Below are 13,587 nucleotides of genomic sequence, written 5' to 3'. Positions count from 1 at the left end.
AAAGGTAGTATCTGCGGCTTCAATAGCTATCAGACTGCCAGTATCGAGTGTCAATGAGTATTCAATTAAACGGCATTAACTGCTTCTACGGCGCACATCAGGCGCTGTTCGATATCACGCTGGATTGCCCTCAGGGTGAAACACTGGTGTTACTTGGCCCAAGTGGAGCCGGGAAAAGCTCGCTACTGCGCGTACTCAACCTGCTTGAGATGCCGCGCTCGGGCACGCTCTCTATTGCGGGTAACCGTTTCGACTTCACGAAAACCCCGTCAGATAAAGCCATTCGGGATCTGCGTCAAAACGTGGGCATGGTCTTCCAGCAATATAATCTTTGGCCGCATCTCACGGTGGTGCAGAACCTGATTGAAGCGCCCTGCCGCGTACTGGGTCTGACAAAAGAGCAAGCGATGGCGCGTGCCGAGAAACTGCTGGAACGACTGCGTCTGAAGCCGTACAGCGATCGCTATCCACTGCATCTGTCCGGCGGCCAGCAGCAGCGTGTGGCCATTGCCCGCGCGTTGATGATGGAACCACAGGTGCTGCTGTTTGATGAGCCTACCGCAGCGCTTGACCCGGAAATCACCGCCCAAATCGTCAGCATCATTCGTGAGCTGGCGGAAACCAATATTACTCAGGTGATCGTCACCCACGAAGTGGAAGTTGCTCGTAAAACGGCCAGTCGCGTGGTGTACATGGAAAACGGTCATATCGTCGAGTTTGGGGATGCGAGCTGCTTTGCCAACCCGCAAACCGAAGCGTTTAAAAACTATCTTTCTCACTAAGATTCGGGACAATACAATGAAAAAAGTTCTGATTGCCGCGCTAATCGCAGGTTTTAGCCTTTCCGCTACCGCAGCCCAAACCATTCGTTTCGCCACCGAAGCGTCTTATCCTCCGTTTGAATCGATCGATGCTAACAACAAGATCGTAGGGTTTGACGTTGATCTGGCGAATGCGCTGTGTAAAGAGATTGACGCTACCTGTACCTTCACCAATCAGGCCTTCGACAGCCTGATCCCGAGCCTGAAATTCCGTCGTTTTGACGCGGTGATGGCCGGTATGGACATCACGCCTGAGCGTGAAAAACAGGTTCTGTTCACCACCCCTTACTACGACAACTCTGCGCTGTTTGTTGGCCAACAGGGTAAATACACCAGCATTGATCAGTTGAAAGGCAAAAAAGTCGGCGTTCAAAACGGGACGACGCACCAGAAATTCATCATGGATAAACATCCGGAAGTGACTACCGTGCCGTATGACAGCTATCAGAATGCCAAACTCGATCTGCAAAACGGTCGTATTGACGGCGTCTTTGGTGATACCGCAGTAGTGACAGAGTGGCTGAAAGACAATCCAAAACTGGCCGCGGTTGGCGACAAAGTCACGGATAAAGATTACTTCGGTACTGGTCTGGGCATCGCTGTGCGCCAGGGCAATACCGAGCTGCAGCAGAAATTTAACGCTGCGCTGGAAAAAGTGAAGAAAGATGGGACTTACGAGACCATCTACAACAAATGGTTCCAGAAGTAATATTTGATGAATGAATTTTTTCCTTTAGCAAGCGCCGCCGGGATGACCGTCGGCCTTGCCGTTTGTGCGCTGATCATTGGCCTTGCGCTCGCCATGTTTTTTGCCGTCTGGGAGTCAGTAAAATGGCGCCCGGTGGCATGGGCGGGCTCGGCCCTGGTCACCATCCTGCGCGGTCTACCAGAAATTCTGGTGGTTCTGTTTATCTATTTCGGCTCCTCACAACTGCTGCTGACGCTGGCTGATGGCTTTACGCTCAATCTCGGGTTTGTACAAATCCCGGTTCAGATGCAGATCGAAAACTTCGACGTCAGCCCGTTCCTGTGCGGTGTCATTGCACTGTCATTGCTGTATGCCGCTTACGCGTCGCAAACGCTGCGTGGCGCGCTGAAGGCCGTGCCACTCGGGCAATGGGAGTCAGGTCAGGCGTTAGGTTTGTCTAAAGCCGCGATCTTCTTTCGTCTGGTGATGCCGCAGATGTGGCGTCATGCCTTACCGGGACTGGGTAACCAGTGGCTGGTATTGCTGAAAGATACCGCGCTGGTCAGCCTTATCAGCGTGAACGATCTGATGTTGCAAACCAAGAGCATCGCTACCCGTACCCAGGAGCCGTTTACCTGGTACATTGTGGCGGCCGCTATTTACCTGGTGATTACGCTGGTGAGTCAGTACATTCTCAAACGCATTGACCTGCGCGCGACACGTTTTGAGCGGAGACCAGGCTGATGCTTGAGTATTTACCTGAATTGTTGAAAGGGCTGCATACCAGCCTGACGCTGACGGTCGCCTCCATCGTGGTTGCTCTGGTACTGGCGCTGATCTTCACCGTCATCCTGACGCTGAAAACGCCGGTGCTGGTGTGGCTGGTTCGCGCCTATATCACGCTGTTTACCGGTACACCGCTGCTGGTGCAAATCTTCCTGATCTACTACGGACCAGGACAGTTTCCGGCATTGCAAGAATATCCGGTGCTGTGGCATCTGCTCTCTGAACCCTGGTTATGCGCCTTAATTGCGCTGTCGTTAAACAGTGCGGCCTACACTACGCAACTGTTCTACGGCGCTATCCGTGCAATCCCGGAAGGCCAGTGGCAGTCCTGCGGTGCATTGGGGATGAGCAAAAAGGATACGCTGGCGATTCTGTTGCCGTACGCCTTTAAACGCGCCCTCTCCTCATATTCCAACGAAGTGGTGCTGGTATTTAAAAGTACCTCACTGGCTTACACCATCACCCTGATGGAAGTCATGGGTTATAGCCAACTGCTATATGGCCGCACATACGACGTTATGGTCTTCGGTGCGGCGGGCGTGATTTACCTGATCGTCAACGGCTTGCTGACGCTGATGATGCGCCTAATCGAACGTAAAGCGCTGGCGTTTGAACACCGGAATTAAGCATATGCCTGATGGCGCTACGCTTATCAGGCCTACGGTTCATGCACCTTTTGTAGGCCGGATAAGGTGCTAGCACCACCATCCGGCAAATATGCATAAATTAAAATAATAAAGACGGACAACAACCTAAATTGTCCGTCTTTTTTTATGCCATTAAAAATATTTAATCATTTTTATTGCATATAAATTCATTAAATGGCATTGTTAATCCACGCCGCAGACACGGTAAATAATCATAAGATTGACAGACGGGAGTTCCACCATGAAAAAGTTAGTACTGGTCGCATTACTTGCTACTTTCGCCGCTGGCGCCTCAGCTGCTGATAAAATTAGTTTCGGTGTATCAGCCACGTATCCGCCATTTGAATCACTGGACGCCAGCAATAAGATTGTCGGTTTTGACATCGACCTGGCAACGGCGCTGTGCAAACAAATGCAGGCAGAATGTACTTTCACCAATCACGCTTTCGATAGCCTGATCCCCGCGCTGAAATTCAAGAAATATGATGCGGTTATTTCCGGAATGGATATCACACCTGAGCGTAGCAAGCAGGTTGCATTTACTCAGCCTTACTATGCCAACTCCGCGCTGGTGATTGCGAAAAAAGACACCTATAAAACCTTTGCCGACCTGAAAGGTAAGCGCATCGGTATGGAAAACGGCACCACCCATCAGAAATACCTGCAGGATAAACATCCTGAGGTGAAAACCGTGGCCTACGATAGCTATCAGAATGCGATTATCGACCTGAAAAATGGCCGTATTGATGGCGTATTTGGCGATACTGCTGTGGTTAACGAGTGGCTGAAAACCAACCCGCAGTTAGGCGTAGCCACTGACAAAGTAACCGACCCGCAATACTTCGGTACTGGCCTTGGCATCGCGGTTCGCCCGGATAACAAAGCCCTGCTGGAAAAACTGAACAGCGCGCTGGCGGCAATCAAAGCTGACGGCACGTACCAGAAAATCAGCGATCAGTGGTTCCCGCAGTAACGTCTGCCCAATCTGAAAAGCCGCGCTCTGCGGCTTTTTTTATCTCTTCGCCTGCGCTTTCAGTCAGTTCTTACGCCATAAACACTTTCCTGGCATACACTTGTTAAAACGAAAAAAAGTGAGGCAAACGGATGATAGCGTTCCCTGCCAGTTTACTGATCCTCAATGGAAAAAGTGCTGATAATCTCCCCCTGCGTGATGCCATTGCGAAGCTTCGCGATGAAGGCGTGGAAATCCATGTTCGCGTGACCTGGGAAAAAGGCGATGCCCAACGCTACGTTGATGAAGCTCGTCAGCTAGGCGTTGAAACGGTGATTGCCGGCGGCGGCGACGGCACCATCAACGAAGTTTCGACGGCGCTGATCCAGTCGCAGGGCGACAATATTCCGGCGCTGGGTATTTTACCGTTGGGAACGGCAAATGATTTTGCCACCAGCGTGGGGATACCCGACGACCTCGATAAGGCATTAAAGCTGGCTATTGCCGCAAATGCGACAGCGATCGATATGGTGCAGGTCAATGATAAAACCTGTTTTATCAACATGGCGACCGGCGGCTTCGGCACACGTATCACTACCGAAACGCCGGAAAAACTCAAAGCTGCGTTGGGTGGCGTATCATACTTTATCCACGGATTAATGCGCATGGATACGCTCAAACCCGACGTCTGCGATATTCGTGGGGAAGATTTTCACTGGCAAGGTAAGGCGCTGGTGATTGGTATCGGTAATGGTCGTCAGGCTGGAGGCGGGCAACAGCTTTGCCCAACGGCGCTGATCAACGATGGTCTGTTGCAACTGCGCATTTTTACCGGCGAAGAACTGTTGCCAGGGCTGCTTTCGGCGTTAACGCAATCCGAAGACAACCCTAACATCATCGAGGGCGCATCATCGTGGTTTGATATCCGCGCCCCACACGAAATTACCTTTAATCTTGATGGCGAACCGCTCAGCGGACAGGAGTTTCATATTGAAATCCTGCCTGAGGCGTTACGTTGCAGACTGCCGCCGGGTTGTCCACTGTTGCGCTAACACAACGACACCCCGGCTGTAATCAGGCGATGGTAACTTTGCTGTCCAGATAAACATCCTGCACGGCGTTAATCAGCTTAACGCCGTCGGCCATGGTTTTCTTGAATGCTTTGCGTCCAAGAATCAGCCCCATGCCGCCTGCTCGTTTGTTAATCACCGCCGTACGTACCGCATCACTAAGATCGGTTTCGCCGCCAGCCGCGCCGCCGGAGTTAATTAACCCGGCGCGCCCCATATAACAGTTCGCCAGTTGATAACGTACCAGGTCAATTGGATTCTCGCTGGTCAACTTGGTGTAGACGCGATCGTCGGTGTAGCCAAAATTAACCGCTTTATACCCACCGTTATTTTCCGCCATTTTCTGCTTAACGATATCCGCCCCGATAGTAGCCGCCAGATGGTTAGCCTGTCCGGTAAGATCGGCAGAAACATGGTAATCCACGCCATCTTTTTTAAACGCGGAGTTACGCAGATACGCCCACAGCACGGTGACCATACCCAGCTCATGGGCGCGCTCAAACGCGGCCGAAATCTCCTCAATCTGGCGGCGAGATTCCTCAGAACCGAAATAGATGGTTGCCCCTACCGCAACCGCGCCCATATTGAACGCCTGCTCTACGCTGGCATACAGCGTCTGGTCGAACGTATTCGGATAACTCAGCGTTTCGTTGTGGTTAATTTTAACGAGGAACGGAATGCGGTGCGCGTAGCGACGGGAGACAGAAGCCAGCACGCCATAGGTCGATGCCACGCAGTTACACCCAGCTTCGATAGCCAGCTCCACAATATTCTTCGGATCAAAGTACAGCGGGTTAGCCGCAAACGATGCGCCAGCGGAGTGCTCTACCCCCTGGTCCACCGGTAGAATCGACAGATACCCTGTCCCGGCCAGTCGCCCCGTGTTATACAGCGTCTGCATGTTACGCAGCACGGCAGGCGGCCGATTGTTATCCACCATCACACGGTCGACGTAATCATGTCCAGGCAGGTAAAGTTGATCAGAAGGAATGGTCATACAACGATGCTGTAAAAGGTTGTCGGCGTCTTTGCCAAGCAACTGCGCAATATCAGTCATAGCTATGCTCCCGTAATTTCCGATTTGAAACCGGAATGTGGATTGTCCTGACCCGCCTTTTTGCGGGCAGCATTAAGCCTGGTACCGACTGCGCTTTTTTTCCATCTTTAGCGCACTTTTCAGCAACTTCTGCTGGCTCGATTCAGGAAGAAATAATGTTAAGGCGGTCAAATTTAGACCACAAAGGTATTTTAAAGGTATTACCTAATGGTACTATCAATGCGTACCTTACCTGTCATGAAGGATTTAAAGATGAAAACTACAGTTAAGCTGTCGTTCATGATGTTTGTAGAGTGGTTTATCTGGGGCGCCTGGTTTGTACCGCTGTGGCTGTGGCTGAGTAAAAGCGGCTTTAGCGCCGGGGAGATCGGCTGGTCCTACGCTTGTACCGCGATCGCCGCGATCCTGTCGCCCATTCTGGTCGGTTCAATCACTGACCGCTTTTTCTCCGCGCAAAAAGTGCTGGCGGTGTTGATGTTCGTCGGCGCTATTCTGATGTACTTCGCCGCCCAGCAAACAACCTTCAGCGGATTCTTCCCGCTGTTACTGGCCTATTCGTTGACCTATATGCCGACGATTGCGCTGACTAACAGTATTGCTTTTGCCAACGTACCGGACGTTGAGCGTGATTTCCCGCGCATACGAGTGATGGGAACCATCGGCTGGATTGCCTCTGGTTTGGCCTGTGGTTTCTTACCGCAAATGCTTGGCTATAGCGACATTTCACCCACCAATATTCCCCTGCTGATCACTGCCGGAAGCTCTGCACTGTTGGGCGTCTTTGCGTTCTTCTTACCGGATACGCCACCAAAAAGTACCGGCAAAATGGATTTCAAAGTCATGCTGGGTCTGGATGCGCTGATCCTGCTGCGCGATAAAAATTTCCTCGTCTTTTTCTTTTGTTCTTTCCTGTTTGCGATGCCACTGGCGTTCTATTACATCTTCGCCAACGGCTACCTGACAGAAGTCGGAATGAAAAACGCCACCGGTTGGATGACGCTGGGCCAGTTCTCTGAAATCTTCTTTATGCTGGCACTACCGTTTTTCACCAAACGATTTGGCATTAAAAAGGTATTATTGCTTGGTCTTATTACTGCGGCGATCCGCTACGGATTTTTCGTTTACGGTGGTGCGGAAGAATATTTCACTTACGCCCTGCTGTTTCTCGGCATTCTGCTGCACGGTGTCAGTTACGACTTCTATTACGTCACGGCCTACATCTATGTCGATAAAAAAGCGCCGGTTCACATGCGCACCGCAGCGCAAGGGCTTATCACCCTCTGCTGTCAGGGATTCGGCAGCCTGCTCGGTTACCGTCTGGGCGGCGTGATGATGGAAAAAATGTTTGCTTACCAGGAACCGGTTAATGGTCTCACCTTTAACTGGGCTGGCATGTGGGGATTTGGCGCGGTCATGATTGCCGTCATTGCCGTGATGTTTATGATTTTCTTTCGCGAATCTGACAAAGAAATCACCGCCATTAAGGTGGACGATCGCGATGTAGCGTTGAAACAAGGGGAAGTAAAATGAAAGCAGAACGTATTCTCGGTGCTCTTTATGGGCAGGCGTTAGGGGATGCGATGGGCATGCCGTCGGAACTGTGGCCAAGAACCCGGGTTAAAGCCCATTTCGGTTGGATCGACAGTTTTTTGCCTGGTCCGGCGGAAAATAATGCTGCCTGCTACTTTAACCAGGCAGAGTTTACTGATGACACGTCTATGGCGCTGTGTCTGGCAGATGCCCTGCTTGAGTGCGACGGAGAGATTGTACCCGACGTTATTGGTCGCAATATTCTGGCCTGGGCAGAGCGTTTTGATGCCTTTAATAAAAACGTGCTCGGCCCGACCTCAAAAATTGCGCTCAAAGCCATTCGCGACGGCAAACCTGTCGCCGAACTGGAGAATAATGGCGTGACCAACGGTGCGGCAATGCGCGTTTCGCCACTGGGATGCCTGCTACCCGCCCGCAATCTTGATGCCTTTATCGATGATGTGGCACTGGCCTCCAGCCCGACGCATAAATCGGATCTGGCTATCGCGGGAGCCGTTGTCGTCGCGTGGGCGGTATCGCGCGCCATCGACGGAGGAACATGGTCAGAGATTGTTGATGCGCTGCCTGCCATTGCCCTGCATGCGCAGCAAAAGCGGATCACTACCTTTAGCGCCTCTCTCTCTGCACGCCTTGAGATGGCGCTGAAAATCGTCCGTAACGCCGACGGCATTGAGTCCGCCAGCGAGCAGTTGTATCAGGTTGTGGGGGCAGGAACCAGCACCATTGAGTCTGTGCCTTGCGCCATCGCGATGGTCGAACTGGCGCAGACCGATCCCAACCGCTGCGCCATTCTGTGCGCGAACCTCGGCGGCGATACCGATACCATCGGAGCGATGGCAACCGCCATTTGTGGCGCGCTGCACGGCGTCGACGCGATTGACCCGGCATTGAAGCAGGAGTTGGATGCGGTTAATGAGCTGGACTTTACCCGCTACGCCAACGGGTTAATACGACTGCGTGAGCAGCGGGAGGCGCTATGAGCACCATGCGCCTGCAACAACTTCTCTCGCAGTTACGAACACAGCGGCCAGTAACGGTGGTGGGTGCAGCGGTGATTGATGTCATTGCCGATGCGTATGCCCTCCCCTGGCGAGGCTGTGATATCGAACTCAAACAGCAAGGCGTGAACGTTGGCGGCTGCGCACTCAATATTGCCGTAGCGCTCAAGCGTTTAGGTATCGACGCCAGTAATGCGTTACCGCTGGGTCAGGGGGTGTGGGCCGACATTATCCGCAATCGGATGGCAAAAGAGGGGCTGCACAGCCTGATCGACAACGCCGAAGGCGATAACGGCTGGTGTCTGGCGCTGGTGGAACCGGATGGCGAACGTACCTTTATGTCCTTTAGCGGCGTTGAGAATCAGTGGAATGCCGCCTGGCTGGCACAGCTGGATATCCCGCGTCATAGCCTGGTGTATCTCTCGGGTTATCAGCTAGCGTCCCCGTGCGGTGAATTGCTGGTGCAGTGGCTGGAAGGTCTGGAAGAGGTGACACCGTTTATCGATTTTGGTCCGCGCATCGGCGACATTCCCGAGCCCTTACTGGTACGAATTATGGCCTGCCGTCCGCTGGTGTCACTTAATCGTCAGGAGGCGGAAATTGCTGCCGAGCGATTTGCATTGAGTCAGGATGTGGAAGGTTTTGGCGCAGAATGGGTGCAGCGTTTCACCGCACCGGTGGTAGTGCGTCAGGATAAAGACGGCGCATGGTATTTCAGCGCACAGACATCCGGCTGCGTACCGGCATTTGCAACGGCGGTCATTGATACTATCGGCGCAGGAGACAGCCATGCCGGCGGCATGCTGGCCGGACTAGCGTCTGGCTGGACGCTGGCCGACTCAGTGCTGTTAGGTAACGCGGTGGCGTCCTGGGTAGTTGGGCATCGTGGCGGCGATTGCGCCCCATCACGCGAGGCGCTACTCCTCGCACACAAAAACGTATAGATCGCTACGACAGTAACTGATGCTGTATTCAATAGGCCGTTGCTGCTGGTCAAGCGCTACCTGCTTGATCACCAGTACCGGCACTTTACTATCCATTTGAATGTGCGCCTGGAACTCTGCATCCGGCATTCTGGCGCTAACGCGTGAGCGCGTACGCTGTGGGAAAATATGCTGGCTACGAAAATAGTCATACAGAGAAACACCAATGGCATCCACATCATGAATTAGATGTGCGGGTACCCAAGACTCTTCAATAGATACTGCGTCTTCGTCAACGTAACGAATTCGTTTGAGCAGAAAGACATCACTTCCTGTGACAACTGCCAACTGCTGTGCCACCTCTTCCGGGCAAGGTACAATTCTTTTGTTAACCCACAACGTATCCGGTTTTTTACCGCGCAACACCACCTGCTGAGAAAAACCGCGCGCTTCTTTGAGCGAATACTCGAAGATATTGTTGATTTGCGTTCCGTAACCGCGGGCACGTGTTACTACACCCTCTTCTTCCAGGGCCTGCATCGCCTTGCGTACCGTAATCCGAGAAACGCCGGTCAACTGGCTGAGGTCGCGCTCGCCGGGCAGGATATTGCCGTGTTCCAGGATCCCACTGCGCACAGCATTCTTCACCGTCTGCGCAAATTTCATATACAGCGGCGTGTTATCCGCCGCTGAAATACGTTCATTCAGTTGTGCGATAAGCTGGGTATGCGCTTGTTCCATTTATCTTTTCCCTGGCCGCCGTTTCTGCAGCCAGTATACCCATTACCACCACGCGTGAAAATGATGCACCGGACCAATTCCCTCGCCAACCTCCAGCGTGTCTGCCTGTGCCAGCGCCGCTGAAAGCCACAGTTTGGCTTCCTGTACGGTATCGGCCCAGTTGTTATGGCGCGGACGCAAGGCTGCCAACGCCGCCGATAGCGTACAACCGGTGCCATGGGTATTTTTGGTCATCACCCTCGGCGCGGTAAAACGCTGCTCGCCGTCGCGAGTAAAGAGCCAGTCCGGGCTTTGCGCGTCATCCAGATGACCGCCCTTCATCAACACCGCCTCGCAACCCAGCGCCCGTAGCGCTCTTCCCTGCTCTAACATCTCCTGCTCAGTCTGCGCATGCGATGCCCCGAGCAGTGCAGCAGCTTCGGGTAAATTAGGGGTGATAATCGAAACCTGTGGCAGCAAACGGGTACGCAGCGTTTCTACCGCCGAGGGTGACAGCAACGGATCGCCGCTTTTTGCCAGCATCACCGTGTCCAGCACCACATTTTGTACCCGATGACGACGCAAACGTTCGGCGACCGCTTCAACAATATCCGTCTCCGCCAACATACCAATTTTTGTGGTGTCGATACGCACATCACTCAACACAGAGTCCAGCTGCGCAGCGACAAAGTCAGGTTCAATACGATACACCGACTGCACCCCGCGCGTATTTTGCGCCACCAACGCCGTAATAACGGAACAGCCGTATGCGCCCAGCGCCGAGAAGGTTTTTAAATCGGCCTGAATACCCGCGCCACCGCTTGGATCGGTTCCGGCGATCGTTAATGCGTTAATCCGTTTCATGCTTACTCCTGGGCGTTCAGGTTATAAAGGGCGTCGAGAAATGCCGGGACAAAGCTGCCCGGTCCGTTTGATTGCTCGGTGGCGATTTGCCCGGCCTGTTTCATCCAGCTACAGGCGGAGGCGACGTTATCAAGTCGGTCACCACGCAAGGCACAACTGGCTGCAACAACCGCTGATAGCGCGCATCCGGTGCCCACCACGCAAGTCATTAACGGGTCGCCGCCGTCCACGCCAACGGTACGCTGACCATCGGTGACGTAATCCACTTCGCCGGTAACCACGACAATGGTCCCAATCTGACGAGCCAGCGCCTGCGCTGCCGGAAGCGCAGCGACAGCTGTATCGGTTGTATCCACGCCGCGTCCCCCACCGTTCATGCCGGCGAGAGCAAGTATTTCCGAAGCGTTGCCACGAATAGCAGCAGGCTGTAGCGACAGTAAATCCAGACAAAAGCGGCGGCGAAACTCAAGCGCGCCTACGGCAACGGGATCGAGCGTCCACGGGGTTTTAGCATGATAAGCCCGCTCAACGGCGGCGCGCATCGCCGTGGCCCGCTCCTGAGTTAAGGTGCCGACATTAACCAGCAATGCACTGGCAATAGCGGCGAATTGGCTGGCTTCTTCAGGTTCGATCACCATCGCCGGCGATGCGCCCAGCGCCAGTAATGTATTGGCAGTAAAGCTTTGCACGACCTCATTGGTCATACAGTGTGTGAGCGGGGATAGGGTTCTAAATTGGTGCAAAGTGTGAGCCGCGAGCGCGCGGCTGTGCAGGTCAGGCTGCATGGTTCAGCTCCTGCCCGCGCGAAGAAGGGACACGGGCAGTGTCAGACTTCCCTACGCTGGCATTATCCAGATCAGGTAGTACGGGTATTTCTCAGCCTTCACCAGGAAGGGCACCCCGAGTCGTTGAAACACAAACGTAATATGCTGGTTTCAGTAACAGGATACTGCCTGTGCTTAGCGATGTAAATTGGCGTACTACCCGCCCTCACAGTGAAACTACTGGTCAAGGTTGCTGCAATTCTGTACTTTCATTTACACTTTTTACGAAATGACTGGAGTGATCACAAAATAGTGCTTGTCAGACATCCGGTATGCCAGGAATGATACATGACTGATTTTGATGACCCGAAGAGGTAGAGAGGATGGGTATGAAGAATAAAATGTTGCTGGGTGCACTTCTGCTTGCAAGCAGCGTCGTCTGGGCCGCGCCAACCGCAACAGCTGCCCCCACCGGTATCGATAAATATGAACTGAGCAGCTTTATTGCTGACTTCACCCATTTCAAACCCGGTGACAAGGTCCCACCACTGTATCTCACCGAAGAATACACCATTAAACAGTGGAATCTACGCAATCTGCCCGCGCCGACGGCAGGCACCCACTGGACCTACATGGGCGGCGCGTATGTGCTGGTCAATGATGCCGATGCTAAGATCATTAAAGCTTACGATGGCGAGATTTTTTATCACCGGTAAAATAAACGCACCCAGTATAGTTGGGTGCGTGAATTTCCTGCTTTGCTTACTTTTTAATTATAGTCAATAACGACCTTTACCCGACTCATTGTTTCTCCCGCAGTGACTTTCCCTGCATACGTTCTGGTGCGGGCGTAAATATTGATTGGTACTGTATTCCCTTTCACAGTGTCAGAACGATACAGGTTACTTCTGCCATAACCAATACTGGTTGAACCGTCCATTGATAACTGAAATCCTACCGACCCTGCGCTATTCGCCGCAGTACCATAATCGTTGGTCAGGGTTATCGAATCCTCCGCCAACGGACTCATCGGTTCAAAATAAAATAATAGATTAACAGGCGTAAACTTCAGATTCCCGGCCCCACTTGCCTGACAGGTGAATATTACCGGGTGAAGCTCAAATTCTTTCTTATCAAGATCATTAATATTTATCCTCCCCAGATCAATTTCCTGATTACCAAAGTAGCAGGTTGTGATATCGACCATAATCATAACATTTAAATTATAATTTAATTTTTTTGAACTACAGTTATCCTTATTTCCCTGACAGTATTCAAGGCTCAACTCAGTAACGAGAGGGATAGTCGCACCAGGGGCGATGATCGTTGCGGCCCCGCGGTCTGGGGCCGCAACAATTGAATAGTTCAGTACTAAACCCGCCATGTCAAAAAAATCTGACAATGTATACTTTGCTTTATTTGCAACAATATCCTTTGCTTGATAACTCACTGAAAAGGAAACAATATAATATTGACTGCCTACCTTAAAAGCATATTCACTGCTATGCAAGATGGCCATTGCGGCCTTCAACCATGCCCTCTCCTGTGACTTACAGTCCAGTACAACAGTGCCATCCTGGCCAGAAGCAAAAACGCTACCATCAAGTACACCGGACATCGAATCTGGGGTGAAAGAATATGCTCCCGTAATATTTGGCGGAGGAACAAAATCACATTTATCAGCCTGTGCCCAAAAAGAGCATAATGTTAATACCGTTAACAGTATCCATCTCATCATCATTATCC

The 13,587-nt window shown here is 52.3% G+C and carries 15 protein-coding genes and 1 riboswitch; of the genes, 10 read left to right on the top strand and 5 right to left on the bottom strand.

All coding sequences use genetic code 11. The features are described from left to right. Window positions 1-53 precede the first annotated feature (53 nt). The 6 genes from artP (at window position 54) to yegS (ending at window position 4,946) form a co-directional block, all read left to right on the top strand. On the top strand, window positions 54-782 hold the full coding sequence (artP, locus tag OGV57_RS18900; protein WP_003027295.1) for an arginine ABC transporter ATP-binding protein ArtP: 729 nt from the start codon (window positions 54-56) through the stop codon (window positions 780-782). 16 nt (window positions 783-798) lie between these two features. After that, window positions 799-1,530 carry an arginine ABC transporter substrate-binding protein ArtI gene (gene artI, locus OGV57_RS18895; protein WP_003027298.1) on the top strand — a complete coding sequence of 244 codons (732 nt, stop codon included), beginning with the start codon at window positions 799-801 and terminating at the stop codon, window positions 1,528-1,530. A gap of 6 nt (window positions 1,531-1,536) precedes the next feature. Next, a complete protein-coding gene (artQ, locus tag OGV57_RS18890; protein ID WP_054528574.1) occupies window positions 1,537-2,253 on the top strand; it encodes an arginine ABC transporter permease ArtQ in 717 nt (238 codons plus the stop codon). Next, window positions 2,253-2,921 (top strand): arginine ABC transporter permease ArtM, encoded by a 669-nt coding sequence (artM, locus tag OGV57_RS18885; RefSeq protein WP_003840185.1) that lies wholly within the window; start codon window positions 2,253-2,255, stop codon window positions 2,919-2,921. The genes artQ and artM overlap by 1 nt, the downstream gene beginning before the upstream one ends. A gap of 262 nt (window positions 2,922-3,183) precedes the next feature. Further along, the gene (gene artJ, locus OGV57_RS18880; RefSeq protein WP_054528575.1) at window positions 3,184-3,915 is read left to right on the top strand and encodes an arginine ABC transporter substrate-binding protein ArtJ; all 732 of its coding nucleotides are present in this window, start codon (window positions 3,184-3,186) and stop codon (window positions 3,913-3,915) included. Between the two features lie 131 nt (window positions 3,916-4,046). Further along, window positions 4,047-4,946, top strand: coding sequence for a lipid kinase YegS (yegS, locus tag OGV57_RS18875; protein WP_003027310.1), 900 nt, complete (start codon window positions 4,047-4,049; stop codon window positions 4,944-4,946). A gap of 22 nt (window positions 4,947-4,968) precedes the next feature. Here the strand turns inward: yegS and fbaB are convergent, their stop codons facing one another. After that, entirely contained in the window at window positions 4,969-6,021 is a 1,053-nt protein-coding gene (gene fbaB / locus OGV57_RS18870) for a class I fructose-bisphosphate aldolase (protein ID WP_003027312.1), read from the bottom strand. Between the two features lie 252 nt (window positions 6,022-6,273). On the opposite strand from fbaB, the gene OGV57_RS18865 reads away from it, so the two are divergent. Genes OGV57_RS18865 through OGV57_RS18855 form a run of 3 tightly spaced genes read left to right on the top strand, consistent with a single transcriptional unit; the run spans window position 6,274 to window position 9,514 of the window. Further along, on the top strand, window positions 6,274-7,551 hold the full coding sequence (locus OGV57_RS18865) for a nucleoside permease (RefSeq protein WP_003027315.1): 1,278 nt from the start codon (window positions 6,274-6,276) through the stop codon (window positions 7,549-7,551). Beyond that, entirely contained in the window at window positions 7,548-8,552 is a 1,005-nt protein-coding gene (locus OGV57_RS18860; RefSeq protein WP_016150633.1) for an ADP-ribosylglycohydrolase family protein, read from the top strand. Before OGV57_RS18865 ends, OGV57_RS18860 begins: the two co-directional genes overlap by 4 nt. Continuing rightward, complete coding sequence (locus OGV57_RS18855) at window positions 8,549-9,514, top strand: PfkB family carbohydrate kinase (protein WP_003840177.1); 966 nt, start codon at window positions 8,549-8,551, stop codon at window positions 9,512-9,514. Before OGV57_RS18860 ends, OGV57_RS18855 begins: the two co-directional genes overlap by 4 nt. Here OGV57_RS18855 and OGV57_RS18850 read toward each other — a convergent pair. The 3 genes from OGV57_RS18850 to thiM are packed head-to-tail and all read right to left on the bottom strand — an operon-like array spanning window position 9,488 to window position 11,862. Continuing rightward, complete coding sequence (locus OGV57_RS18850; RefSeq protein WP_003027325.1) at window positions 9,488-10,234, bottom strand: GntR family transcriptional regulator; 747 nt, start codon at window positions 10,232-10,234, stop codon at window positions 9,488-9,490. The genes OGV57_RS18855 and OGV57_RS18850 overlap by 27 nt on opposite strands. A 42-nt stretch (window positions 10,235-10,276) precedes the next feature. After that, complete coding sequence (gene thiD / locus OGV57_RS18845) at window positions 10,277-11,077, bottom strand: bifunctional hydroxymethylpyrimidine kinase/phosphomethylpyrimidine kinase (RefSeq protein WP_003844369.1); 801 nt, start codon at window positions 11,075-11,077, stop codon at window positions 10,277-10,279. Window positions 11,078-11,079: 2 nt separating this feature from the next. Then, window positions 11,080-11,862 (bottom strand): hydroxyethylthiazole kinase, encoded by a 783-nt coding sequence (gene thiM, locus OGV57_RS18840; protein ID WP_046670053.1) that lies wholly within the window; start codon window positions 11,860-11,862, stop codon window positions 11,080-11,082. A 31-nt stretch (window positions 11,863-11,893) separates the two neighbouring features. Next, window positions 11,894-11,990, bottom strand: a riboswitch (TPP riboswitch). A 234-nt stretch (window positions 11,991-12,224) separates the two neighbouring features. On the opposite strand from thiM, the gene OGV57_RS18835 reads away from it, so the two are divergent. Beyond that, entirely contained in the window at window positions 12,225-12,557 is a 333-nt protein-coding gene (locus OGV57_RS18835; protein WP_016150637.1) for an RcnB family protein, read from the top strand. Between the two features lie 53 nt (window positions 12,558-12,610). Here the strand turns inward: OGV57_RS18835 and OGV57_RS18830 are convergent, their stop codons facing one another. Then, entirely contained in the window at window positions 12,611-13,576 is a 966-nt protein-coding gene (locus OGV57_RS18830) for a fimbrial protein (protein WP_049025777.1), read from the bottom strand. Window positions 13,577-13,587 lie beyond the last annotated feature (11 nt).

It is taken from the genome of Citrobacter sp. Cf087 (assembly GCF_030334285.1).
GTDB lineage: Bacteria > Pseudomonadota > Gammaproteobacteria > Enterobacterales > Enterobacteriaceae > Citrobacter > Citrobacter freundii.
This window is presented reverse-complemented; position numbering and strand designations above follow the sequence as displayed.